General features: G+C 71.2%; 18 protein-coding genes and 1 pseudogene. 12 read left to right on the forward strand and 7 right to left on the reverse strand.

Annotation, left to right across the window (positions count from 1 at the left end; genetic code table 11):
* Positions 1–48: 48 nt before the first annotated feature.
* From ACFVJX_RS04215 to ACFVJX_RS04230, 4 genes are all read right to left on the reverse strand, one after another.
* On the reverse strand, positions 49–1257 hold the full coding sequence (locus tag ACFVJX_RS04215; protein WP_384124147.1) for an ROK family protein: 1209 nt from the start codon (positions 1255–1257) through the stop codon (positions 49–51).
* Between the two features lie 87 nt (positions 1258–1344).
* Positions 1345–2292: a carbohydrate ABC transporter permease gene (locus ACFVJX_RS04220; RefSeq protein ID WP_384124145.1), complete on the reverse strand. Its 948-nt coding sequence runs from the start codon at positions 2290–2292 to the stop codon at positions 1345–1347.
* Positions 2289–3269 (reverse strand): carbohydrate ABC transporter permease, encoded by a 981-nt coding sequence (locus ACFVJX_RS04225; RefSeq protein WP_384124143.1) that lies wholly within the window; start codon positions 3267–3269, stop codon positions 2289–2291. The genes ACFVJX_RS04220 and ACFVJX_RS04225 overlap by 4 nt, the downstream gene beginning before the upstream one ends.
* A gap of 37 nt (positions 3270–3306) precedes the next feature.
* Complete coding sequence (locus ACFVJX_RS04230; RefSeq protein ID WP_384124141.1) at positions 3307–4710, reverse strand: ABC transporter substrate-binding protein; 1404 nt, start codon at positions 4708–4710, stop codon at positions 3307–3309.
* 138 nt (positions 4711–4848) lie between these two features.
* Between ACFVJX_RS04230 and ACFVJX_RS04235 the strand changes: the two genes are divergently transcribed.
* The 6 genes from ACFVJX_RS04235 (at position 4849) to ACFVJX_RS04260 (ending at position 13171) form a co-directional block, all read left to right on the forward strand.
* Complete coding sequence (locus ACFVJX_RS04235; RefSeq protein ID WP_384124139.1) at positions 4849–5895, forward strand: zinc-binding alcohol dehydrogenase; 1047 nt, start codon at positions 4849–4851, stop codon at positions 5893–5895.
* 97 nt (positions 5896–5992) lie between these two features.
* Entirely contained in the window at positions 5993–6793 is an 801-nt protein-coding gene (locus tag ACFVJX_RS04240) for a sugar phosphate isomerase/epimerase family protein (RefSeq protein WP_384124137.1), read from the forward strand.
* Positions 6790–8181 (forward strand): trehalase family glycosidase, encoded by a 1392-nt coding sequence (locus ACFVJX_RS04245; RefSeq protein ID WP_384124135.1) that lies wholly within the window; start codon positions 6790–6792, stop codon positions 8179–8181. Before ACFVJX_RS04240 ends, ACFVJX_RS04245 begins: the two co-directional genes overlap by 4 nt.
* Entirely contained in the window at positions 8178–10145 is a 1968-nt protein-coding gene (locus ACFVJX_RS04250) for a glycogen debranching N-terminal domain-containing protein (protein ID WP_384124133.1), read from the forward strand. The genes ACFVJX_RS04245 and ACFVJX_RS04250 overlap by 4 nt, the downstream gene beginning before the upstream one ends.
* Positions 10146–10344: 199 nt before the next feature.
* On the forward strand, positions 10345–11922 hold the full coding sequence (locus tag ACFVJX_RS04255) for a hypothetical protein (RefSeq protein WP_384124131.1): 1578 nt from the start codon (positions 10345–10347) through the stop codon (positions 11920–11922).
* A gap of 223 nt (positions 11923–12145) precedes the next feature.
* The gene (locus tag ACFVJX_RS04260; RefSeq protein WP_384124129.1) at positions 12146–13171 is read left to right on the forward strand and encodes a glycoside hydrolase family 16 protein; all 1026 of its coding nucleotides are present in this window, start codon (positions 12146–12148) and stop codon (positions 13169–13171) included.
* A 351-nt stretch (positions 13172–13522) separates the two neighbouring features.
* Here the strand turns inward: ACFVJX_RS04260 and ACFVJX_RS04265 are convergent.
* Positions 13523–13891, reverse strand: a pseudogene (locus ACFVJX_RS04265) (MerR family transcriptional regulator); the annotation flags it as partial.
* An 80-nt stretch (positions 13892–13971) separates the two neighbouring features.
* On the opposite strand from ACFVJX_RS04265, the gene ACFVJX_RS04270 reads away from it, so the two are divergent.
* Positions 13972–14781 carry an alpha/beta fold hydrolase gene (locus tag ACFVJX_RS04270; protein WP_384124127.1) on the forward strand — a complete coding sequence of 270 codons (810 nt, stop codon included), beginning with the start codon at positions 13972–13974 and terminating at the stop codon, positions 14779–14781.
* A gap of 220 nt (positions 14782–15001) precedes the next feature.
* Here the strand turns inward: ACFVJX_RS04270 and ACFVJX_RS04275 are convergent, their stop codons facing one another.
* Complete coding sequence (locus ACFVJX_RS04275; protein WP_384124125.1) at positions 15002–16441, reverse strand: aminotransferase class I/II-fold pyridoxal phosphate-dependent enzyme; 1440 nt, start codon at positions 16439–16441, stop codon at positions 15002–15004.
* Between the two features lie 296 nt (positions 16442–16737).
* On the opposite strand from ACFVJX_RS04275, the gene ACFVJX_RS04280 reads away from it, so the two are divergent.
* The 5 genes from ACFVJX_RS04280 (at position 16738) to ACFVJX_RS04300 (ending at position 21524) form a co-directional block, all read left to right on the forward strand.
* The gene (locus ACFVJX_RS04280; RefSeq protein WP_384124123.1) at positions 16738–17721 is read left to right on the forward strand and encodes a hypothetical protein; all 984 of its coding nucleotides are present in this window, start codon (positions 16738–16740) and stop codon (positions 17719–17721) included.
* Positions 17722–17766: 45 nt separating this feature from the next.
* Positions 17767–18606 carry a deaminated glutathione amidase gene (locus ACFVJX_RS04285; protein WP_384124121.1) on the forward strand — a complete coding sequence of 280 codons (840 nt, stop codon included), beginning with the start codon at positions 17767–17769 and terminating at the stop codon, positions 18604–18606.
* A gap of 51 nt (positions 18607–18657) precedes the next feature.
* Entirely contained in the window at positions 18658–19608 is a 951-nt protein-coding gene (locus ACFVJX_RS04290; RefSeq protein ID WP_384124119.1) for an ABC transporter substrate-binding protein, read from the forward strand.
* Positions 19609–19698: 90 nt separating this feature from the next.
* Positions 19699–20715, forward strand: a complete 1017-nt coding sequence (locus ACFVJX_RS04295) for an amino acid ABC transporter permease (protein WP_384124117.1) — start codon at positions 19699–19701, stop codon at positions 20713–20715.
* On the forward strand, positions 20712–21524 hold the full coding sequence (locus tag ACFVJX_RS04300; protein WP_384124114.1) for an amino acid ABC transporter ATP-binding protein: 813 nt from the start codon (positions 20712–20714) through the stop codon (positions 21522–21524). Before ACFVJX_RS04295 ends, ACFVJX_RS04300 begins: the two co-directional genes overlap by 4 nt.
* 177 nt (positions 21525–21701) lie before the next feature.
* On the opposite strand, the gene ACFVJX_RS04305 is transcribed toward ACFVJX_RS04300, so the two are convergent.
* Positions 21702–24206: an MFS transporter gene (locus tag ACFVJX_RS04305; protein ID WP_384124112.1), complete on the reverse strand. Its 2505-nt coding sequence runs from the start codon at positions 24204–24206 to the stop codon at positions 21702–21704.
* Positions 24207–24307 lie beyond the last annotated feature (101 nt).

The raw sequence follows: 24307 nt of genomic DNA on the forward strand, positions 1-24307 counted from the left end.
GTGCTTCTCCGTGGGTGGTGCGGGGGCGGGAGCCGGTAGGTGTGGGGGTCAGCCGGTGCCGCGGGCGAGTGCGGCCAGCCGGATGTCGGCCCGTTCGGGCGCGTAGAGGTGGTCGACGACCATGACGGCCGCCCCGAGCAGGGCGGCCCGGTCACCGAGGGTGGAGGTGTTCACCTGGAGGTGCGCGGTGGTTCGCGGCAGGGCCCGCTGGTAGAGGAGTTCGCGTACGCCGGTGAGGAAGGGTGTTCCCGCCAGGTCGCCGCCGAGCATCAGGACACCCGGGTTGAGCAGGGTGACGACGGTGACGAGCACCTCGCCGATGCGCTGTCCGGCCTCGCGGGCGAGCCGGACCGCGTCCGGGTCGCCCGCCGCGAGGTGTTCGCGCACGTCGGATCCGGACGCGGTGGGGACACCGGCGGCGGTGAGCTGTCCGGCGATGGCCCGTCCGCTGGCGACGGCCGCCAGACAGCCGTAGGAGCCGCACATGCACAGGGCGTCGGGGCGGTCGTGGAGACGGATGTGGCCGATGTCGCCGGCTCCTCCGTCGATCCCCCGGTACACCTTGCCGCCCACGACGACGCCGGCTCCGATTCCGGTGGAGGCCTTGATCAGTACGAAGGCGGCGCAGTCGGGGTGGTTCTCCCGCTGTTCGGCCAGCGCCATGAGGTTGGCGTCGTTGTCGACGAAGACGGGGAGCGGGTCACCGCCGGGCCACGTCCCCACGTGCTCGGCGAAGGCCTCCCGCAGCCGCTCGCGCACCGGGAAACCGTCCCAGCCGGGCATGATCGGGGGCTGCACGATCCGGGCGGACTCCCAGTCGACGGGTCCGGGCACGGACAGGCCGATCCCGCACACCCGGTCCGGTGTGGTGCCCGCCCGGTCCAGGAGCGGGCCGAACCAGCGGGCGAGCCGGTCCAGGACCGGTTCGGGGCCGTCGGCGATGACCAGTTCACCGGTGTGCTCGGCGAGGACCGTGCCGGACAGGTCGAGGACGGCGGCGCGGCCGTGCCGGGTCTCCAGGTCGGCGACGAGGACCACGGCATGGGTGGGGTCGAACTCCAGCCGGGCGGAGGGGCGTCCGCCGGTGGACGTGCCGGTGGCGCCGCGCAGCCAGCCCGCTCCGAAGAGCTGGTCGAGACGGTTGCCGACAGTCGACCTGGACAGCCCCGTGGCCTGCTGCAACTCGCCGCGCGTGGTGGCTTCGCCGCTGCGGATGAGCCGTAGCAGATGTCCCGCGCTCGCCTGATTTCCTGTCATCCCCGCCGTCCTCGTTCTGTTTCGTCCCGTGCCCGAGGCCCATCGTGCCGCCCGGCACGTCGGCCCCGTACCGTCCCTGACCTCTGCTCAGCCCTTGTCGGCGCCGCTGGTCAGCCCCTCGGTGAGCAGCCGTTCGGCGGCGAAGAACAGCAGTACCACGGGGATGGTGAGGACCACCGACCCGGCCATCAGAACGGTCTTGGACACCTCGATGCCGTTGGCCAGCTGCTGGAGCCCCAGCGAGACGGTCCACTTGTCCGGGTCGGCCGCCAGGAAGAGCAGCGCGAACAGGAATTCGTTCCAGGCGATCATGAAGACGTAGAGCCCGGTGGCCATGAGCGTCGGCAGCGCGAGCGGCAGGATGATCCTGCGTACGGTCTGGAGGCGGGAGGCTCCGTCGATCGCGGCGGCTTCCTCGACGCTGAAGGGGATCGTGACGAAGTAGTTCTTCAGCATGTAGATCGAGACCGGCACGGTCTGGGCGATGTAGACGATGGCCAGTCCCGCCAGGCTGCCGGAGAGGCCCATCTTCGCGAACATCACGAAGAGCGGCACCGCCAGCAAGGTGGCGGGGAAGAGGTAGACGGCCAGGAAGAGCGCGCTGACGTGCCGGTTGCCGAAGAACTTCAGCCTGCTGACGGCGTAGGCGCCGGGCACCGCCGCGGCGAGGGTGAGCAGAACCGTGGCCACGGCGACGAGCGCCGAGTTGAGCAGCATGCCGAGGAAGCCCTGGCCGCCCTCGGAGGTCGGTTTGAGCACGCTCTCGTACGTGTCGAGCGTGAAGTCCTTCGCGGAGACCCAGAGGTTTCCGGGGTCCAGCAGGAGTGCGTCGATGGGCTTCACCGACAGCATCAGCATGTAGTAGAAGGGCACGATCGTGATCGCCGCGAGGAAGGCGATCACGATCCAGCGGAGGATTCCGAAGAACCGTTCCTCGAACTGGGCGCGGGTCGGGGTGCGGCGGGGACGCACGGCCGGAGCGGTCCGGGCGGGCCCGGTCGTCCGCTCACGGGTCGCGGACGGGGCGGGGGTCATGCCGACTCCTCCTGAACCTTCTTGCCGAAGAACTTGAAGTAGATGCCCAGCAGCGCCATCAGGACGACGGCGAGCACCAGGGCCTGCGCCGACGCCGCTCCGACGTCGAAGCGCGAGGTGAGGAAGTCGTAGACGCGGACGGCGACGACGTCCGTGCCCGAACCGCCGCCGGTGAGCAGGTAGATGTCGTCGAACTTGTTGAACGTCATGATGAATCGCAGGACGGACAGCAGGGCGATGACGGGCATCATCTGCGGCAGCAGGATGTGCCGGAAACGCTGGGAGATGGTGGCTCCGTCGACCTCGGCTGCCTCCTCCAGGCTGCTCGGGACGGCCTGGAGCCGGGCCAGCATGAAGAGGAACGCGAACGGGAAGTAGCGCCAGGTCTCGAAGGCGATGACGGTCAGCAGCGCCAGTGGGATGTCGAAGTGGACCCCGAACAGGCCGACTTCGTAGGACCGCGTGGACAGGAAGGCGATCGGGTCGTCCCAGCCGAAGAGCTTGTGGCCCCATTCGTTGACGATCCCGTACTGGGGGCTGAGAGCGACCTCCCAGACGAAGGAGACCGCCACGACGGGTGCGACGTACGGGAGGAGCATCGCGGCCCGCAGCGCTCCCCGGCCGCGGAAGGGCCTGCGCAGGGCGAGGGCGGCGATCAGTCCGAGGATCACGGAGCCCGCGGTGGCTCCGATCGTGTAGAGCAGCGTGGTGCCGAGGCTGCTCCAGAATCCGGGCGATCCGAAGACCTGCTCGAAGTTGTCCAGGGTCCAGCGGCCGAAGAGGCCGTTCTCCTGGATGTCGACGAGCTTGGCGTTCTGGAAGGCGAGCAGGACGGTCCACAGGATCGGCAGGATCACCACGACCAGGACGACCAGGAAGGTGGGGGTCACGAAGGCGAGGCCCGCGCGGTTCTCCCGCCTGCTGGCGGTCTGTGGCCGGCTGCGGCGCTTCGTCGCGCCGCTCTGGATTGTGCTCATGGGATCGGTTACCTCGGTGACTGATCGGCCGGTGCGGCTACTGGAGGGATTTCTGCAGGGCGGTCACTTCGTCGTCGGCCTCCTTGGCGGCCTCGTCCGGGGAGAGCTGTCCGCTCGTCATCGCCCCGATGGCCTTGGCGACGGGCAGTTCGCCGTTGGTGGCCCCGACGAGGGCGCCCTGTCCCTGGGTCAGACCCCATCGCTTCATGTCGCTCACGCCCTTGACGAGCTGGTCCAGGAGCGCGGACGGGTAGGCCTTCTGCAGGGACTCGCGGTGGTCGACGCCCATGACGCCGGCCCGCCAGGCCCGCTGGAAGGAGCCGGGGTCCTGCGGGGTGCCGGTGCGGACGGGGATCTTGCCCTCGGGGGCCATGCCGAACCAGTCCTGGTAGCCCTTGCCCATCATGTACTCGATGAACTTCTGGGAGGCCCCGGTCTCGGCGGTCCTGGTGACCGCCCATGAGGTGATCTCGCCGAACTGCGCGGGTTCCTTGCCGTCGGGGCCCTGGAGGGAGGTGACGACACCCGTGTTGCGGGCGAGGAACTTCGGGTCCTTCTTGCACTCCGGGCAGCTCGGCAGCGCGTCTGAGCGCAGCCCGGCCAGCTCGTCGAGGAGGAAGGACGACCAGACCATCATCGAGGACCTGCCCGAGAAGTAGGTGGCCCGGGTGGTGTCCACGCTCTGGGTGCCGGGCGCCCCGTGCTTGCGCGCCAGGTCGTCGTAGGCGGTGAAGGCCGCGCGGCAGGCGGGCGAGTCGAGGGCCGGCTCGCCCGCTTCGTCGACGAGTTGGCAGTCGTTGGCCAGGGCCAGGTCCTCGAAGCTCTGCTGGGTGAAGACGTCCGAGGGGTCGGTGGCCAGGGAGATGCCGTCCCGGCCGTCCTTGTCCAGGGCGGCCGCGGCCTTCAGTGCGCTGCGGTAACTGTCCGGCGCGCGGAGCCCGGCCTTCGCGAACAGGTCCTTGCGGTAGACGAGGAGCTGGAGCCAGGCGTCGGAGGGGACTGCCAGGCGGGCCCCGTCGTCCTGGGTGAGGGACAGCGCGTTGGCGTTGAACGTGCCGGGGTCCAGGTCCTTCACGATCTTGTCGGCGACCTCGGTGTTGAGCAGCCCGTTGCCGTACATCTGCCAGATCTGTCCCATGGGGACGGCGCCGATGACGTCGGGGAGCTTGCCGGCCGCCGCGGCGGACATGATCAGCTGCGGGAGCTGCGCCTCGTCCACGCCGACCAGGTCGACCTTGACGCCGGTCTCCCGCTCGAACCGGCCGATGACCTTCTCGGTCGCCGCCACGCGTGGCGGCAGGTTCTCCTGCGACCACACCGTGATCCGGTTGTCGGGCTTCTGCTCGGCACCGGAACTGCCGCAGCCCGCGAGCAGGCCTGCGGCCAGGGTCGCGGCGAGCCCGAACAGGGTCGCCCTCGACCGTCGGGTCCTCATCACCATGCCTCTTCCTCACGCCACTTACGCATTTTCGTTACGCATCTCAGCATCACTTTTGCTTGTTGACAAGACATAACTCTGAGATATCTTCGACTGAAGTAAGCGAGCAACGCTCTTCTCCCACCAGATCCGGAGCTTCCCGTGGAACGCGTCGTCCAGTTCGCCGGCCCTCGTCAGGTCGAAGTCGCCGAGCACGAGAGCGCCCCGCTGCCGGCCGGCCATCTGCGGGTCCGCACCCGCTACTCCGGCATCTCGGCGGGCACCGAACTCACCGCCTACCGCGGTACGAACCCGTATCTGACCCGCACCTGGGACGCCGAGGCCCGGATCTTCCGCGACGGCGCCGCCGGCATCGAATACCCGGTGGCCGGCTGGGGCTACTCCGAGGTCGGCGAGGTCACCGAGGTCTCCCCCGAGCTCGTCGGCACCCCGGGAATGCCGGTCACCGGCGATCTGGTGTGGGGCATCTGGGGCCACCGCAGCGAGGGCATCGTGCCGGCCGAGCGCATGGTGGGCCACACCCTGCCCGCCGGGCTCGAACCCCTGGCCGGAGCCTTCGCCCGGGTCGGCGCCATCGCGTACAACGCCGTCCTCGCGGCGGACATCCACCTCGGCGAGGACGTCGCCGTCTTCGGGCAGGGCGTGATCGGCCTGCTCACCACACGTCTGGCCCAGCTCAACGGCGCACGGGTCACGGCTGTCGACGCGCTCGACGGACGTCTGGCCACCGCCCGCGAGTACGGGGCGCGCCACACGCTCAACGCCCGCACCGACACCGTCGCGGAGCGCATCCGCGAAGCCACCGGCGGCACCGGCGCGGACGTCGCCATCGAGATCAGTGGCGTGTACCCCGCGCTGCACGAGGCCCTGCGCTCGGTCACCGTGGGCGGCCGGGTCGTCGCGTCCGGCTTCTACCAGGGAGACGGGGCCGGCCTGCGGCTGGGCGACGAGTTCCACCACAACCGCGTCCAGCTCATCTGCTCGCAGATCGGCGGTGTCCCCCCGCAGCTCGCCGGGCGGTGGACCGTCGAGCGCCTCCAGCAGACCTTCCTGTCCCTGGTCGCCGAGGGCCAGGTCGATGTGGAGTCCCTGGTCAGCCATGTCGTGCCGGTGGCGGATGCCGCCGACGCCTACGTGCTGCTGGACGAACGGCCCGCCGACGCGCTCCAGATCGTCCTGGAGTTCTGACACCCCCGGGGCCACTGCCCCGCACAACCCGACCTCCGCCGTCGCAAGCCTGCCGACACCACCGCGAGCGCTGCCCGTCAGCGCCGAAAGGCCCCCCATGCTGAAGACCGCCTGCCAGGAACAGCTGCTCCCCGGCGACACCCTCCAGGAGAAATGGGCGTTCGCCCAGGACGCCGGCTACGACGCCGTCGAACTGCGTTCGGCCGGCGACTTCCGGTTCCGCGACCGGTTGCCCGAGCTGAAGCAGGCACGCGCCGACGGCGTCGTCATGCCGACCGTCTGCGTCGACATGCTGCACTTCTTCGCCGCTTTCGACGAGGATCTACGCCGGGACGCCCTGGAGCAGATGAAATCGCAGCTGAGCGTGGCGGCCGAGATCGGCGCGCTCGGTGTGCAGACCCCCGCCTCGTACGGGATGTTCTCGCGACGGCTGCCGCCCTTCGAGCCGCCGCGCACCGAGGAGCAGGACCGGGAGGTACTGCTTGCCGGACTCACCGAGCTCGGCGAGCACGCCCGGCGGGAGGGCGTCACCCTCTACCTGGAACCGCTGAACCGGTACGAGGACCACATGGTGAACCGGCTGGAGCAGGCCGCCGACCTGATCCGCACGGTGGGGCTGGACTCGGTCCGCATCGGCATCGACAGCTACCACATGAACATCGAGGAGACCGACCCGTCCGCCTCGATCCTCGCCGCCGCCCCCTACGTCGGCCACGCCCAGGTCAGCGACTCCAACCGGTTCCAGCCGGGCGCCGGTCACCTGGACTGGCCGGCCTGGCTCGGCGCGCTGCACAGCATCGGCTACGACGGCTACCTCGCCGTCGAGTGCCGGCTGACCGGCGACCCCCTCGCGGCGGTCCGCTCCATCCCCGCGTTCCTGCGGAGGTCCGGAGCATGACCTCGCTGCTCGAAACCCCCGTGCCCGCCGCCGCCGATGCCCTGACGCTCCGGCGCGGCGCGGCACGGGTCCTGCTGTCGAACTGGACGGGAGGCTCGACGGTCCCCTCCCGAGGGCTCTACCCGCACCAGTGGAGCTGGGACTCGGCGTTCATCGCCATCGGCCTGCGCCACCTCTCGGTGCGGCGCGCCCAGCGCGAACTGGAGACGCTGCTCGGCGCCCAGTGGTCCGACGGGCGCGTCCCGCACATCGTGTTCAGCCCGGCGGTCCCCCTCGACGCCTACTTCCCCAGCCCCGACTTCTGGCGCTCCTCCCGCGCCGGCGCGGCGGCCGGGGCACCGGCGGGCACCGAGACCTCCGGAATCGTGCAGCCGCCGGTGCACGCGCTCGCCGCCTGGCTGGTGCACAGCGCCGACCCCGAGGCCTCCCGCCGCCGCGGCTTCCTGCCCCGGGTGTACGGCCGCCTCGCGGCCTGGCACGACTACCTCACCGGCCCCCGCGATCTGGGCGGCGGCGGCCTGGCGGCGATGGTGCACCCGTGGGAACCGGGGATGGACAACAGCCCCTGCTGGGACGGCCCACTGGACCGTGTCGACCCGGCCGCGCCCGGCTCCTACCGGCGCGCCGACCTCGATCACGGGCAGCCGGCCGAGCGCCCCACCGACCTGGACTACGGCCGTTACGTCCGCCTCGCCGCCGACTACCGCGACAGCGGGTACGCGGACGCGGGCGCCGGCCACGCCTTCGCGGTCGAGGACCCCTGCGTCAACGCCCTGCTCATCGTCTCCGAGCACGCGCTCGCCCGGATCGCCGCCGAGACCGGAGGCGACCCCGCACCGCACGAGGAGCGGGCGGCACGCCTGACCGGGGCGCTCGTGGAGCGGCTGTGGTCGCCGGCCGACGGGATGTTCCTCAGCCGCGACCTGGTCGGCGGTCATCTCGTCGCCGAACGGAGTGTCGCCGGGATCATCCCGCTCATCGTCCCCGGACTCCCCCAGGAGATCGTGGACGCGCTGGTCGACACGGCGGCGGGTGACGCCTTCCGGCTCGGCAGGATCCCGATGGCCCCCTCGTACGACCTCACCGGCCATGCCTTCGATCCTTCCCGCTACTGGCGCGGACCGGCCTGGTTCAACACCAACTGGCTGCTGGAGCGCGGCCTTCGGCAGCACGGGCGCACGGTGGCTGCGGACCGGCTGCGGGCCGCGATGCTGGCCGCCGCGCAGGCCGGCGACTTCGCCGAGTACGTCGACCCGTTCACCGGGCAGGCCCGGGGCACCCGCGACTTCGGGTGGACGGCCGCTCTCACCCTCGACCTGCTGGCCGCTCGCGAATCCGGACAGAGTGCCGCCCGCGGCGAAGCCGCTTCGGACGGGGTGCCGGCATGAGCGGCGCGGCCGGGACGACCACGCTGGTCCGTGACGGCGTCTTCGCCGTCGTCGGCGCCGACGGCGGTGTCACCGGCAGCCACGGCACCTCGCCCGACGGACTGTTCCTGCGCGACGCGCGCCATCTGAGCCTGTGGTCCCTCACCGTCGGCGGCTCGGCGCCCGGTGTCCTGGTCCCGTCGGCCGGTGAGGACTCCGCGCGCTGCGTGCTGACCCCGCCGGGCACGCGCGACGAGCCCCCCGGCTACACCGTCTTCCGCGAACAGGCACTCGTTCCCGGGGGGCTCACGGAGCGGCTCCTGCTGGTCAGCAACCGTGCGCGGGCCACCACCGCACGGGTCGCCCTGAGCGTGGACTGCGATTTCGCCGACCAGTTCGAACTGCGCTCCGACGGGCGGCAGTACGCCAAGGACGGCGCCTCCCGCACCGCCGTCGTCCGGCCCGACGGGGTCGACTTCGTCTACGCGCGCGGTGACTGGCTCTCCCGTACGGCCGTGTCGGCGGTGCCGGCCCCGTCGGCGGCCGGGGCGGTCGAGGGGCGGGAGACGGCCCACCGGCTGGAGTGGCGGCTCGACCTGCCCGCGCACGGCACGGCGGAACTCCTGCTCACGGTCATGGCACACCCGCACGGGACACCGGCCGTCCCGGCACCCGCCGTCGTGCCCGCACAGGCCGCCGCGGACCGTGCGGCCCGCATCGCGGGCTTCGTCGGTGACGCGCCCCTGCCCATGCCCGCCGACGCACCCACCGGGCTGGCGGCCGCGTGCGCGCGGGGGCTGAGCGACCTCGCGGCGCTGCGGGTCCCCGCGCCCGGTCCGGACGGGGAGGATCTGACGGTCCCGGGCGCCGGAGTGCCCTGGTTCCTCACCCTCTTCGGCCGCGACTCCCTGCTCACCTCCCTCTTCGCGCTCCCCTACCGGCCCGAGCTCGCGGCGGGCACGCTCGGCGCGCTCGCGGCGACGCAGGGCAGGACGTACGACGCGTACCGGGGAGAGCAGCCGGGGCGTGTCGTCCATGAGATCCGGCACGGCGAACTGGCGCACTTCCGCCAGGTTCCGTACGGCCGTTACTACGGTTCGGTGGACGCGACCCCCCTGTTCCTGGTGCTCCTGGACAGCTACACCCGGACCACCGGCGACGACACCCTCGCCGCGCGGCTGGAGCCGCAGGCCCGTGCGGCCGTGGCGTGGATGTTCCGGGACGGCGGCCTGGACGACGGCGGGTACCTGGTCTACACGCCCGACGCCGAAGGGCTGGTCAACCAGAACTGGAAGGACTCCGCCGGGGCGGTCTGCTTCCTGGACGGGACCCAGGCCGAGGGGCCGATCGCGGTCGCGGAGGCGCAGGGTTACGCGTACGACGCGCTGGTGCGAACCGCGCGACTGGCCCGCACGGTGTGGGACGACGCAGGCTGGGCCGACGAACTGGACACGGCGGCGGCCGCGTTGCGGGAGCGCTTCCTGCGGGACTTCTGGATGCCGGGCCCCGACTTCCCCGCACTCGCGCTGGACGGCCGGGGCCGGCAGGTCGACTCCCTCGCCTCCGACGCGGGCCACCTGTTGTGGTCGGGGATCCTCGACCGGGCCCACGCCCACCGGGTGGGGCGGCGCCTGCTGGAACCGGACTTCTTCTCCGGCTGGGCCATCCGCACCCTGGCCTCCGGACAGCCCGGCTATCACCCGCTCTCGTACCACCGGGGCAGCTGCTGGCCGCACGACAACGCCGTGACCGTGCTGGGTCTCGCCCGCTGCGGACTGGCGGACGAGGCCCGCACGGTCGCGGCCGGCCTGCTGGACGCGGCGGCGCACCACGGGGACCGGCTGCCGGAGGTGATGGCGGGCTACGGCCGCGCCGACCACCCGCGCCCGGTGCCCTATCCCCACTCCTGTTCCCCGCAGGCCTGGGCGGCGGCGACGCCACTGGCCGTCCTCACGGCGCTGGAGCAGGACCCGCTGGGGGACTGAGCGACAACAGCGGACGGCCGCAGCCCCCACCGGCTGCGGCCGTTCTTCGTTCGCGGCGTGATTCCCCCCAGGGCAGGCCGAATTGGTACCGCCACTTCGGTAACAGCGTTCACGCGACTCATTGACAGCACCATCCACGCAGGGAACCATCCCCCTCTTGGAAGGCGATTGACAACGTTGTCCAACGGGCGGAGGCGTCATGGGTTCGCATGAGCAGCAGAGCGGGCGGAACAGTCGGAGTGGGCTGTCACGCAGGCAGCTGATCCGGGCAGGCACCGTGGCAGGGCTGGTCGCGGCGGGAGCGGCCGCGGGCGGTGCGCCAGGTTACGCGGCGCCGCGGCGCGCGACGGGAGGACGGCCCGCCATCGAGTTCGGCGGCGGCCAGGACGCGCTGCTGGGCGGCGCGTACCGGTCGGCGCTGACGAACCTGCTGGACATCAACACCGTTCCCTACGATCCGGCGCAGTACAACCAGACCGGCCTGATGACGGACTCCCCCGGTACGTTCATCCGGGCCGGCGGGGGCTACGAGCAGCCGTGGACCCGGGACGCCTCGGTCAACTCGTGGAACGCCGCGAGCTTGTTGTCGCCCGATGTAGCCCGCAACACGCTGTGGGCGGTGTGCCGGCGGCAGGACGACGGCACGCTGATCGTCCAGCAGGACAACCAGTGGTGGGACCAGATCGTGTGGGCGGTCGCCGCCTGGCAGCACTACCTGACCACCGGGGACCGGGACTTCCTCACCGACGCCTACCAGGCCGCCGCCAACACCCTGCGCGCGGACCGGTCCCAGCACTTCAACGAGAAGTACGGGCTGTTCGAGGGCCCGGCGTTCCTGCAGGACGGTATCGCCGGCTACCCCAGCCCGCCGTACGACCCCGACAACACCTCGTCGTTCGTGCTCGACCACCCCGGCACGGACAGGATGATGTGCCTGTCCACCAACTGCCTCTTCCACGCGGGGTATCTGGCCTGCGCCGAGATGGCGGACGAGACCGGCGACCGGCGTACGGCGGCCGGCTTCCGGGTGGCCGCCGCGCGGCTGCGCACCGCGATCAACGCACACCTGCGGCGGCCCGGCGCCGGCGGCTACGGGTACTTCATCCACGGCACGGGCGAGCACGCCGGCCGGCTGGAGACGTACCAGGAGGCCAACGGGCTGGCGTTCGCCGTGCTGTGCGGGGTGGCGTCACGTCAGCAGGTACGCGCACTGCTCGGCACCACCCATCACGAACCGCACGGTGTCGTGAACGTCTGGCCGCACTTCTCCCGCTTCGACGACGCGCACCCGGGCCGGCACAACGTGACCGTGTGGCCGATGACGGTCGGCATGTGGGGGCACGCGGCCGCCGTCGGCGGCCGCACCGACCTGCTGGCGCAGGCGGTCACCGACATCGCCGGCCTGGAGCACCGCGACGGCCACTTCTGGGAGATCCACAACGCCGGCACCGGTGAGGTGGACGGCGGCTGGCAGAACGGGCGGCAGTGGGGCTCGGAGCCGGACCAGACCTGGTCGGCCACCGGCTACCTGCGGCTGATCCACCAGGGCGTGTTCGGTATCTCCCACGAGCGGGACCGCCTGCGGTTCGCCCCGAGCCTGCCGCCGGGCTGGGGCCCCGTGACCTTGCGCGACCTGCCCTACCGCGAGGCGACGCTCGACATCACCCTCACCGGAGCCGGCCACCGCGTCGTGTCGTCCACGCTCGACGGCCGCCGACGCACCACCGCGCCCGCGGACCTGGAGGGGCGGCACCAGGTGCGCATCGAACTGGCCTGAGCGGCCTCCGCGGCTTGAACACACTTCACCACACACAGCCCCCACCGCATCCACAACTGAATTCCGTTTGCCAACTGGGCCTGCACTTCGGCCCAGTTGGCTTCGGGAAGTGAACGCGGCAAGCACCTTGACGGGGTCAGCCACCGTGCCCGACAGTCGTTCGCAAGACGGTTGAGAGCGCTCTCAGCCGCCTCTCCCCCCACCCCCACGGAAGCAGCCCCCCATGAACAGGATCGCTTTCTTCGGCACCTCCCCGGGTCTCCCTTCCAGCCCCGGGCACCGCACCCGACGGCGTCTGCCGGTCGCGCTCGCCGCACTCGCACTCTGTCTGCCACTGGCCGGCCTCATGGGCCCGGCGGGTCCCGCCGGGCTCTCCGGCACCGCGGCGGCCGCCGAGCCGGCCGCCGGAGCCGGTACCGCCGACGCCGACGCCGACTGGACCACCATGTTCAGGGACGACTTCGACGGTGCCAGTGGAACGGGACTCAACACAGCCGACTGGCTCTACGACATCGGCACCAGCTACCCCGGCGGCGCCGCGAACTGGGGCACCGGCGAGATCGAGACATCCACGGACTCGACGGACAACGTCTACCAGGACGGCTCGGGCCACTTGGTGATCAAGCCCATACGGGACGACTCGGGGCACTGGACGTCGGGCCGGGTGGAGACCCAGCGCACCGACTTCGCCGCACCGGAGGGCGGGCAGATGCAGCTCAGCGCCTCCCTGAAACAGCCCGACCCCGCCAGCGGACTCGGCTACTGGCCGGCCTTCTGGGCGATGGGCGCCGACGCCCGCCCTGCCGGGGCCACCAACTGGCCCCGCATCGGCGAGCTGGACATCATGGAGGACGTCAACGCGCTCAGCCAGCACTCCACCACCTTCCACTGCGGCGAGTGGGCGGGCGAGTGCCACGATCCGGACGGGATCAGCAGTGACTTGCAGGCCTGTGACGGCTGCCAGTCCGGCTACCACACGTACTCGGTGACCGTCGACCGCCGGGACGCCACGGCCGAGCAGCTGCGCTTCTACCTGGACGGCGTCCAGACCTTCGCGGTGAACCAGAACGAGGTGTCCGACGCGACCTGGAAGGCCGCCGTCGACCACGGGTTCTTCGCCATCTTCGATGTGGCGATCGGTGGTTCGTATCCGGACAAGGTCTGCGGCTGCACCTCCCCCGGTGCCGACATCACCTCCGGGGCGGAGATGAGCGTCGACTGGTTCTCGGCCGAGGTGAGCCAGTCCTGAACCAAGACCACCGGTGACCGTATCCGGGGGTGGTGCCTGAACCACCACCCCCGGATACGGTCACGGACGTCTGCGCCTGCGCCCGCGCCCGGAGACGCGCGGCGCAGCTACCGGGGAACCGGCTCCGGGCGTAACGCGGCACCCGCCCGCACAAGGCGCGCACGGACGGGTCAAGGCATGCACTGACGGCGTACGAAGGCTGCCGGTAGCCGGTAGCCGTAGCCGGAGCCGCGATCAGGACAACACCTTCCGGCCCGCGCGGTCAGGACCCGGCGCAGTCCGTGCCCCGGTCCCGTTCACCGCTTCACCGAAGCCTCGACGGCTGTGGCTCGCGCCCGGCCGAGGCGGCCCGGGAGTCCCGGCGCCCTCAGGGGGTGCGGCGGCGATGATGGTGTCGAGCATCGAGCGTGACGCCTCCAGGTCCTCGATGGCGCGGGTGATTCGCTCGCCCTCCCGACGGAGCCGGCCGAGCAGGTCCGGGCAGGTGGGCACGAGGCGTTCGTCGTCCGTCCGGATGCACGGCAGAACCTGAGCGATCAGCGCCGTCGGAAGGCCTGCCGCCAGCAGGCAGCGGATGCGGCGTACCGTCTCTACGTCCGGCTCGCCGTAGACACGGTAGCCGCTGGGCAGCCGCTCGGGCGTCAGCAGCCCTTGCTGCTCGTAGTAGCGCAGCAACCGCTCATGGACCCCGGTGCGCCGCACCATCTCCTTCATGCGCATTGCCGCCCGCCCCCACCCGTTCCCCTTGTGCACGCCGTCACTTGACTCTGACACTGATGTCGGAGTTTAGCGTCGGCCGCATGACCACTGACCACACACTTCTCACCCCGCAGCTCGACGTTCTCGTGCAGGGCAGCGGCCCCGCACTCCTGCTCGCCCACGGCGCCGGTGGCGGCATCGAGGGAAACTTCGGCCTCGTTCTCGACGATCTCGCCCGGGACCACACCCTCGTCGGCCCGCACTACCCGGGAGCGGGCGGCTCCCCGGCAGCCACCGAACCGCTGGAGCTGGACGACCTCGCCGACCGGCTTGTCGCGGCGGCCGTCGCAGCCGGGCAGGACACGTTCGCCGTCCTCGGGGAGTCCCTGGGCAGCGCCGTGGCCGTCCGGATCGCCACACGGCACCCCAACCGTGTCCGGGCCCTGGTCCTCACCGCCGGCTTCCCCACGGCCGACCCCGTCCTGGACCTCGCCGCCCGGCTGATCAAATCCCTCGCGGCCTCGGATCATTGGGACGACCTGGCGCGGTTCGCCCTCCTGTCCTGCATGTCCCCGGCGGAGCTGGCGGGCCTCGAACCCGCCGACCTCGACGACCCGGCCGCCCGGACCCGGAACGCGATACCGCCGGGGATGCCGGCCCACTTCGACCTGGTGTCGCGTGTGGACGTCCGCGGCGACCTGTCGAAGGTGTCCGCACCCACCCTGGTGGTGGCGCCGACCGGCGACCGGCTGGTGCTGCCCGAGAGCTCGCACCGGCTGGCGGCCGGCATCCCGGGCGCCCGGCTGGTCGAACTGCCCGGCGCAGCCCACGTCCTGAGCGCCACGGACCGGGCGACCTGGCTCGGCCACGTCCGGGAATTCCTCGCCGCTCTCCCCACGGCGACGGGGTGAGCGCACCGCTCCACGCGCGCCAGGACGAGGTGAGCGCACCGCTCCACGCGCGCCAGGACGAGGTGAGCGCACCGCTCCCTCGCGCCCCACAGCGTGCCCGCGGGTGCGAGGCGCTCACGGCCGCCCCTTGCCCCCTGCCCTGTGCCCTCGGTGATTCGGGCATCAGCGAGAACAGGGGCTCCCGTGCCGCAGGGGCCCGGCGACGGGGCCGTGCCGCAGCTCAGTGCAGGGGGTCCGCCGTCATGGCCGCCCGGGCGAGAAGATCGGCGATCTCGTCGAGGGTGGCCGTGTCCTCGACGAGTTTGCTCGTCGCCACCCGCACATGCGCCTGCGGCGCCGGCGCGACGACGAAGCGGCTGCCGGGGGAAACGCTGACTCCACGCGCCGCCAGCGTCACCAGCGCTGACGTCTCGTCAGCCACCGGTACCCACAGACCGAGCCCGTCCCGGTTGGCCGTCGGGACACCGCGTTCGGTGAGCCGCTGGGCCAGCGCCTCCCGGCGGTGCGTGTAGCGCCGGACCGCGGCGGCGACCAGTTCGGTGGTGGTGGCGTCGGTGAGGAGGTACGCGAGCGCGTCCTGCAGGATGCGGCTGGTCCAGCCGATGCCGTACGTCCGCAGGATCCGGATCTTCTCGACCATCTCACGGGCACCGCCGACCACCGCGATCCGGAGATCGGGACCGTACGACTTCGAATAGGAGCGGACGAGCACCGAACGTTCGGGCAGACGCGCGGCGAGGCTCGCGGCCGGGCGCTGGGCCAGTGCTCCGATGCCGTCGTCCTCGACGAGCAGGACGTTGGGGGCGGCAGCCAGTCGGGCGGCCAGTCGGTCAGCGCGGTCTTCCGTGATCGTCCAGCCGCACGGCGCCTGCGCGCGGGGCTGATACAGGAACATGACGGGCCGGGAGCGCAGGGCGGCATCGAGGGAGTCGGGCAGCGGGCCGTCGTCATCGCAGGCCACAGGGACCTTCTCGGCCTCGAACGCGTCAAGTATGTCCAGCAGACGGGCCGTTGTCGGTTCCTCGACGGCGACCCGGTCACCGGGGACGAGCAGTGCGCGGCAGAGCAGTTCGATGCCCTCGTATCCGCCGCCGACCGCCGTCCACGCCTCGGCCCTGAAGGGCCATTCCTCTCGCACGGCTTCCTCGAGAAGGGGCGTGATGGGGGTGCGGGAGTAGTCGTTGAGCTGGGGGGTGCCCGCCGCGGCGAGGAGCGCGTCGGCCAGTGGCGGCAACAGTGCCGGATCGGGCGCCGCGATGGCGAGGTCCAGGGAGAGCCGGTCACCGAGGTGCCCCACTCGCTCGAAACGGGTGGGGTGGGGGACGGTCGGCGGACCGCTCACCGTGGTTCCGCGGCGGCCGGAGGTGGTGATCATCCGGTGGGCCCGCAGCTGGCTCCAGGCCTGGGCGACAGTGGCGGGGCTGACACCCAGGGCGGTGGCCAGGGCGCGCACGGTGGGCAGCGTGATGCCCGGTGACAGCCCGCCGGAGCGGATCAGCTCGGTCATGGACGCGGCGATTCCGCGTGCGGTCACATCGGGAAGCCGGAGAACCAGTTCGGCGGCGGACAGCGCCGCCCGGCCGGCTTCCGTCCGCGCCCGGGGAACGGCGGGGACGGACGGTGCCGCGGGGTCGGCCGCTCCGTCGGTGTCTTTGGGCATCCCGCCATCCTTTCAGACCGGCTACGGCCGCCCGCCCGGCGGCGACCGGGCGCTCGGCAGACGTTACAGCGGGTGGCGAGTTATGTTCAATAACAAAATCCCCCTTGTTCGCTCAGCATGCTGAACATATCGTCCTGTTCATCGCGCTCGTCGGAGAACCTCGCGTGGCGCCGTATCCCACGGCACTACCGCCTCGAACGGCACGAGCGGATCCGGGCCACGCGCCCCTTGCGCGGCCCGCATCCCTGACCGGCTCGCTCTCCGTCCGTCCGCGAGAGACCGCTGAGAGGAACAACGTGCAACAACCCGAAATCCGTTTGGGCCTCAGGGACTGGGACCACCTGACTCCGCTGCTGTCCGGCGCCGTACCGACCCCCGGCTGGTCCCTCCGGCTCGACCTGCGGGAAGTCACTCCGGATGTGCTGACCGAATCCGTGCTGGACGGCGGCGAGACGTCCTTCAGCCGCTATGCCCAGGCACGTGCGGCCGGCGACGACCGCCTGTTCGGCCTTCCGGTATTTGTCATGCGCGGCTTCCGCCACCGGTGCGTTCTCGTACGCCGGGACAGCACGTTCACCTCCCTCCTGGAATTGAAGGGCGCCCGGATCGGCCTCACCGGCTGGCCCGACTCGGGGAACACCTGGACCCGTGCGCTGCTGCGCGGCGCCGGTGTCGATCTCACTGGGATCGAGTGGCGGGTCGGCCCGCTGACCGAGGGCGAGAGCGGTAAGGACCGGCTGGGCTCCCGCCCGCTGCCGGCGAACGTCTCGGCGATGGCCGACGGCACGAGCCTCCAGGAGGAGCTGGCCGCCGGGCGGCTGGACGCCGTCTTCACCCCGTTCATGCCGACCGAGATGTTCACCGCCCACAACCGGTTCCGCCATCTGCTCGCCGACCACCGCGCCGCCGAGCGCGAATACCTCGCCGACACGGGCTTCGTGCCCGGTATCCACCTGGTCACTCTCAAGCGGGAGACGGTCCGGGCCCACCCGTGGCTGCCCGCCGCCGTGCTCGATGCGCTGGAGAGGTCCAAGCGGCACTGGGTGGAGCGGCGGCGCCTGCTCGCCGACACCACGCCCTGGCTGCTCGACGAACTCCTCGACACGGCCCACAGGTTCGGCGGTGACGACTGGATGCCTTACGGCGAGGCCGCCAACGCGCCCATGGTGCGGGCCTTCTGCGAGGAACTGCACGCCCAGGGCGTCTGGCCGGACCCCATCGACCCGTCGGTGCTCTTTCCCGCCCACCCCCCTGTCCCGGCGACGCCACCGGCCCGCTGAACCGGTCGTCGGCCCTCAACCACCGCTCAATTACTGGAGTCTCCGTTGCGTATCGCCACCGGCCAGTTCGCCGCCTCCCCCGACTGGGAGCCGAATCTCGAAGCATGCCGCTCCCTCACCGCCCGGGCCCGGGCCGGCGGTGCCGACCTCCTGGTCCTGCCGGAGGGCGTACTCGCCCGGTTCACCGAGGACCGCCACCGCATCCGTGAGGTGGCGCAGCCGCTGGACGGCCCCTTCGTCACCGGACTGCGCGAGGCGACCCGGGGCGGCTCAACCGCGGTCGTCGTCGGCATCCACGAACCCTCCGACGACGGACGCGTCCACAACACCCTCGTGGTGCTGTCCGACGGCGAACTCATCGCCGTCTACCGCAAGCTGCACCTGTACGACGCGTTCGGCACCCAGGAGTCGGAGAACGTGCGGCCGTCCGACGCACCGCCCGTCACCGTCGACATCGCGGGTACCCGGGTGGGGCTGATGACGTGCTACGACGTACGTTTCCCGGAAATGGCCCGGCTGCTCGCCGATGCCGGTGCCGAGGTGCTGGCACTGCCGGCGGCCTGGGTGCGCGGCCCCGGCAAGGAGCGCCACTGGGAGATCATGATCGCCGCTCGCGCGCTGGAGAACACGTGCTGGGTCGCGGCCAGCGGTGAATGCGGTCCGCGGAACATCGGCAACAGCCTCGTCGTCGACCCGCTGGGCACCGTGCGCAGCCGCCTCGGCTCCTCCCCCGGCCTCGCCTGGGCGGAGGCCGATCCGTCGATCATCGCTCAGGCGCGGCAGGCCCTCCCCGTCATGGCCAACCGGCGTTTCGCCGTGGACCCCCGGGTACGGCCGCTGGGAACGGTGGGCGGCACGCCGGCAGCGGTCCCGTCCGTCGCCTGAGACCACGCGCCGGCAACTCCCGACTCCCGCCCCACCTCCGGAGGAGACCCGATGAAGACACCACGTCCGCGCGGGACATCCGCCCTCACGGCCGTGCTCGCCCTTGTGACGGGCACCGTCCTCACCGCCTGCGGCGCAAACCCGCCGGGGGCGGAGGACTCCGTACAGAACAGCGCCCAGCAGACGGCGGTAGATCTCAAGCAGCCCCTCGATCCAGCCCTGCACGCCAAACTGCCCGCGAAGAACCGGGCCAGCGGCGAACTGATCTCGGTCAACAACGGCTCCTTCCCGCCGTACGAGATCGCCGGATCGGACGGGCACAGCCTCACCGGCGCCTCCGCCGACCTGTCCACGGCGCTCGGACACCTGCTGGGCGTGCGCATATCGCACGTGACAGCGGACGGCCTGCCCTCCCAACTCACCGGGATCAAGGCCGGGCGTTTCGACTTCGCCCTCGGCCCGGTCGGTGACTTCAAGGAGCGCCAGACCTCCAACGACTTCGTCGACTGGGTACAGGAGTTCGTTGTCTTCGCCGTTCCCAAGGGCAACCCGAAGCACATCGAGTCGCTCGCCGGCACCTGCGGCAAGCGCATCGCGGTGATGTCCGGAGGATCGGCCGAGGGCGTCGCCAAGGAGCAGATCCCGAAGTGCCGTGCGGAGGGCAAGCCCGCGGTCAACGTGCAGTCCTACAAGGACCAGCCCAGTTCGATCCTCGCGGTCCGCTCCGGCCGCGCCGACGCCTTCTTCTCCTCCCAGGCCCCGCTCACGTACTTCACCGCCCAGGCCAAGGACCAGCTCGAACTCACCGGCGTCGGCAAGAGCAACGGCTTCGACACCCTTTACCAGGGTGCGGTCGTGCCCCAGGAATCCTCGCTGGGCGGTGTGCTGAAGGAGGCCCTGCAGAGGCTCATCGACAACGGCACCTACCACAAGATCATGGACAAGTGGGGCCTGAGGGCGAACGAGATCAAGACCGCGGGCATCAACCTCGCCCCGTCATGACGGTCCTCCGCACACCCCCTGCCCCTTCTCCGTCCCAGCCCGGTTCCAGCCCCAGTTTCCCGCCCCAGCCATGACAGGAGGTGAGCCGACATGGCCACCATGACCAGCAAGCGCAAGGACCCACATCTCGGCGACGATCAGGGAACAGCCAACGGCCCCCTCGCGCCCGAAGACGTGGACGTGGCCGGTGCCACCCCCGTCAGGCACCCGCTGCGCGTCATCGCGGTCCTCGTCATCGCCGTGCTCTTCGCCCAGTTGGCACACTTCCTCGCCACCAACGAGAACTTCGAATGGGACGTGGTCGCCAGCTACTTCAACGCCGGCGTCATCGGGCGCGGCATCGCCACCACCATCGAACTCACCGTCATCGCCATGCTCATCGGCATCGTGGGTGGTGTGCTCATCGCCGTCGGCCGGATGTCGGACAACCGGCTGCTCAGCACTGTCTGCGGCGTCTACGTGTGGTTCTTCCGAGGCGTGCCCGTGCTGGTGCAACTCGTCCTCTGGTACAACATGTCCGCGCTGCTCCCGAACATCTCCCTCGGCATCCCGTTCGGGCCGTCGTTCGTCAGCGGAGAGACCAACTCCCTCATCACCCCGTTCCTCGCAGCCATCCTCGGGCTCGGCCTCAACGAGGCCGCCTACATGGCGGAGATCGTCCGCGGCGGTCTGCTGGGCGTCGATCAGGGGCAGAGCGAGGCCGCCTCGGCCCTCGGCATGAGCCCGGCCCGGGTCCTCCGGCGAGTCGTACTGCCCCAGGCCATGCGCTTCATCGTGCCGCCGACGGGCAGCCAGGTCATCAACATGCTGAAGGCGACGTCGCTGGTGAGCGTCATCGCGCTCGCCGACCTGCTGTACACCGCGCAGTCGATCTACAACCGCACCTTCCAGACCATCCCGCTGCTCATCGTGGCCTGCCTCTGGTACCTGGTGATGACCTCCGTCCTCTACGTCGGGCAGTCGTACATCGAGCACTACTACGCGCGCGGCGCGAACCGCTCGCCCCGGCAGAGCTTCTGGGACTTCGCGCTCTTCCGCCGGCGCCGCCCGGGCGCCGTCACCCACGACACAGCCACCGCGCCGGTGACCGAGGAGGAGAAGAAGTGACCACCGACACCCGACACACCGAACAGCACCCTCTCGTGGTGGCACGCGCGGTGCGCAAGCACTTCGGCGACCTGGAAGTACTCAAAGGCATCGACCTGACCGTGGACAGCGGGGAGGTCGTCGTCCTCCTCGGCCCGTCGGGCTCCGGCAAGTCGACCTTCCTGCGGTGCCTGAACCATCTGGAGGTTCCCGACGGCGGCTCCATCCACATAGGGGGCGAACTGATCGGCTTCCAGAGGACGAGCACCGGAACCCGCCACCTCAAGCCCCGCGAGGTGACCCGGCAGCGCCGCGACATCGGCATGGTCTTCCAGCACTTCAACCTCTTCCCGCACCTGACCGTGCTGGAGAACCTCGTCGAGGCCCCCACCGGAGTGCTCGGTGAGCGCAGGAACGCGGCGCGGGAACGGGCCCTGGCTCTGCTCGACCGGGTGGGAATCAGCGACAAGGCCGACGTCTATCCGCGCCAGCTCTCCGGTGGACAGCAGCAACGAGTCGCCATCGCCAGGGCACTGGCCATGCGGCCCAAGCTGATGCTCTTCGACGAGCCCACCAGCGCACTCGACCCGGAGCTGGTCGGTGAGGTGCTCGCCACGATGCGGGACCTCGCCCACGACGGCCTGACCATGCTCGTCGTCACCCACGAGATCACCTTCGCCCGCGAGGTCGCCGACCGGGTGATCTTCATGGACGCAGGCCACGTCCTGGAGAACGGCACACCGGAACAGGTACTGGACCACCCGACGCATCCCCGGACCCGGGAGTTCCTCAGCCGCTTCCTCGTCAATCAGCCAGCCCAGGGAGGGTGAGGAGGGCCGCCGTCCCTTCCGGCCGGTCCGCGGGAAACCGGTGAAGGGACCGAGGCCCTCCAGGTGTCGAGCTCGTGGTCGTGATCGTGGTCGTGGTCGAAGTTTGTGGTCGAGGCCGACAGCTCCACGGCCGCGCGGACCAGGCGCAGGACGCGGTGGCCGCCGCGCGGGCAGGACTCAGAACGCCGGGTGGGACAGCTCGATGTCGACGTCGTCGACACCGGAGCCCGTCACGTGCAGCGCGGTGGCGACAGCCGGGTACCCGCTGGCGACGACGGAGTACTCACCGGCGTCCAGATCGGCGAAGGCGTACGCGCCGTCCGCGCTGGTGGTGGCCGTCGCGGCGACGTTGCCCGCGGCGTCGATGAGCGTGACGCGGGCGTCCGGCAGCGGGCGCCGGCCGGCGCCCGCCCGCACAGCTCCCTGGAGCCGGGCGCCCGCGACGAGGGCGATCTCCACCCGGCCCGAGCCGCCGGCGCCGATCGTGACGGGATGGGCGGCCGGCCGGTGCCCCGCGGCGTTCACCGCGACCGTGAACTCGCCGACGGGCAGCCCTCCGAAGGTGAACTCCCCGTCGGCTCCGGTCTGTCCGGTGCCGAGCACCTCGCCGCGCACATCGGCCACGATCACCGTGGCGGCGGCGACCGGCCGGCCGTCGGCACCACTGACGACGACGCTCAGACCCGGCCCGGCGGAGAGCACGATGTCGTGGGCGAGCGGCTCCTCACCGACGGTGACGGTGGCCGCCTGCGGCTGGAGCCCGTCGGCCGCGGCGATCAGTACGTAGGTCCCGGCACCGGGCACGGCGAGCTCGTAGCCGCCGTCGGAACGGGCCTCGGCCCGGCCAAGTTGACGCCCTGTCAGGGAGATCAGGGTGACGGTGGGGCGCGAGGCGCCGCCGGAACTGCGGATGCGTCCGTGAAGGGCGGGTCCGGCCGGGACGGGTGCCTGACCGGGGGCCTGGACATCCTGGACGGTTACCTGACCGGAGGCCTGGACGTCCTGGTCCACCCCCGTGCCGACGGCCGCCCCCGTGCCGACGGCCGCCTCCGTGCCGACGGCCGTCTCCGTGCCGACGGCCGCTTCCGGGGCGGGTGCCGGCGAAGGCTTCGAGGGGGTGACCGGTTCGGCGGCCGGTGCGGCCGGCCGCGTGCGGCGGAAACCGATCAGAGTCGCCGTTGCGATCAGGGCCACCAGCATTCCGACCGCGCCGACGGTCATGCAGACGTGGACGGCGTCGGTGAAGCTCGCACCGATCGCGCCGCGCGCGGGGCCGGTCGCCCCGGGGCCGAGCCCGAGGTGGCCCGCGGCGCCCACGCCGCCCTTCGCGAGGGCGTCGCCCACCCGCTGCTGGTCGGCGGCGGAGAGTCCGGAGTCCGCGAGGTGTCCGGGCAGCGCGGAAGTGATCCGGCTGGTGAGTACGGCACCGAGGACGGCGGGGCCGAGCGCGCCGCCGAGCTGGCGCAGGGTGTTGTTCCCCGCGCCCGCCATCCCCGCCAGGTGATGCGGCACGCTGCCGACGGCGACCGCACTGATCGGCGTCATCACGAAACCCATACCGAGGCCGAACAGCGCGAGCGGACCGGCCATCGCGCCGAACCCGGAGTCGGTCTCCAGACCGGTCAGCCACAGCATGGCACCGCCGACGCCGAACAGGCCGACGCTCAGCAGTACGCCGGGCGCGACCTTGCCCATCAGACGGCCGACGAACGGGCCGGTGAGGACGGAGACGCCGTTGAAGACCAGCATCCGCCAGGCGATGTCGAGGACGGAGAGCTGCTGGACGCTGCCGAAGAAGAGGCTGAGGGTGAAGACGGACCCGATCATCCCGAACATGACGACCGCGTTGACGACGCCGGCGCCGGTGAAGGGACGTACCGCGAACAGCTTCAGGGAGAGCATCGGCGAGGCGGAACGCAGCTCGGCGACGATGAAGGCGATCAGACCGAGGCCCGCGGCTGCGAACGCGACGACGACCTTGGTCTGGCTCCAGCCGCCGGTCCCGCCTCCCTCGATCACCCCGTAGATCAGACCGATGATGAAGACGATCGCGGCGATCTGGCCGGGGACGTCGATGGCGCGGCCGTGCGCGGAACGCGAGTCCTCCAGCATCCGCACGGCCACCAGCCCGGTGACGGCGGTGATGACGGCGGCCGGCAGGAAGATCCAGCGCCAGTCGGCGTGCTCCAGGATGACGCCGCTGATCAGCGGGCCGAGGGCCATGCCGATGCTGAGGGAGGCGGCCCAGGCGCCGATGGCCTTGGCGCGGGCGCGGAAGTCCGGGTAGGCGTGACTGATCAGGGCGAGCGTGGAGGAGGCGAGAGCCGCGGCACCGGCGCCGGCGACGGCCTGGCCCGCCCAGACCTGCGGGACGCTGTGCGCGGTGAGGGAGACCACCGAGCCGGCGGCGAACAGGAACATGCCCGCCAGATAGGCCTTCTTGCGGCCGTACAGGTCACCGATCAGACCGAAGGTGAGGATCAGCGCGGCCATCGGCAGGATGAACGCGTCGGAGACCCACTGCAGGTCGGATGTGGAGGCGTCGAGCCCCTGCTGGATACGCGACAGCGACACCGAGACGCTGCCGATGGGCACGTAGGCGGCGAACATCCCGAGACACGCCAGCACTGTGGTCAGTACCGGGCGCTGGACGGGGCGGTGGGCGGCGGATATCGCGGTCATGGGTGAGACGGACCTCCTGATCGAACGCGGCGGCCAAGTTATCAGTTGCCTGTCATAGTCCCAAATGGCTGAGATAGACGGATGCGGACTTCCCCGCTCGC

Source organism: Streptomyces sp. NPDC127177 (genome assembly GCF_042672475.1).
Taxonomy (GTDB): domain Bacteria; phylum Actinomycetota; class Actinomycetes; order Streptomycetales; family Streptomycetaceae; genus Streptomyces.

What these genes read in the sequence shown, in the direction of transcription:
- ACFVJX_RS04270 (WP_384124127.1), top strand. Translation starts at nt 13,972, where the DNA reads ATGACCACTGACCACACACTTCTCACCCCGCAGCTCGACGTTCTCGTG.
- ACFVJX_RS04250 (WP_384124133.1), top strand. Translation starts at nt 8,178, where the DNA reads ATGAGCGGCGCGGCCGGGACGACCACGCTGGTCCGTGACGGCGTCTTC.
- ACFVJX_RS04295 (WP_384124117.1), top strand. Translation starts at nt 19,699, where the DNA reads ATGGCCACCATGACCAGCAAGCGCAAGGACCCACATCTCGGCGACGAT.
- ACFVJX_RS04255 (WP_384124131.1), top strand. Translation starts at nt 10,345, where the DNA reads ATGGGTTCGCATGAGCAGCAGAGCGGGCGGAACAGTCGGAGTGGGCTG.
- ACFVJX_RS04290 (WP_384124119.1), top strand. Translation starts at nt 18,658, where the DNA reads ATGAAGACACCACGTCCGCGCGGGACATCCGCCCTCACGGCCGTGCTC.
- ACFVJX_RS04275 (WP_384124125.1), bottom strand. Translation starts at nt 16,441, where the DNA reads ATGCCCAAAGACACCGACGGAGCGGCCGACCCCGCGGCACCGTCCGTC.
- ACFVJX_RS04260 (WP_384124129.1), top strand. Translation starts at nt 12,146, where the DNA reads ATGAACAGGATCGCTTTCTTCGGCACCTCCCCGGGTCTCCCTTCCAGC.
- ACFVJX_RS04225 (WP_384124143.1), bottom strand. Translation starts at nt 3,269, where the DNA reads ATGAGCACAATCCAGAGCGGCGCGACGAAGCGCCGCAGCCGGCCACAG.
- ACFVJX_RS04220 (WP_384124145.1), bottom strand. Translation starts at nt 2,292, where the DNA reads ATGACCCCCGCCCCGTCCGCGACCCGTGAGCGGACGACCGGGCCCGCC.
- ACFVJX_RS04305 (WP_384124112.1), bottom strand. Translation starts at nt 24,206, where the DNA reads ATGACCGCGATATCCGCCGCCCACCGCCCCGTCCAGCGCCCGGTACTG.
- ACFVJX_RS04230 (WP_384124141.1), bottom strand. Translation starts at nt 4,710, where the DNA reads ATGGTGATGAGGACCCGACGGTCGAGGGCGACCCTGTTCGGGCTCGCC.
- ACFVJX_RS04240 (WP_384124137.1), top strand. Translation starts at nt 5,993, where the DNA reads ATGCTGAAGACCGCCTGCCAGGAACAGCTGCTCCCCGGCGACACCCTC.
- ACFVJX_RS04245 (WP_384124135.1), top strand. Translation starts at nt 6,790, where the DNA reads ATGACCTCGCTGCTCGAAACCCCCGTGCCCGCCGCCGCCGATGCCCTG.
- ACFVJX_RS04215 (WP_384124147.1), bottom strand. Translation starts at nt 1,257, where the DNA reads ATGACAGGAAATCAGGCGAGCGCGGGACATCTGCTACGGCTCATCCGC.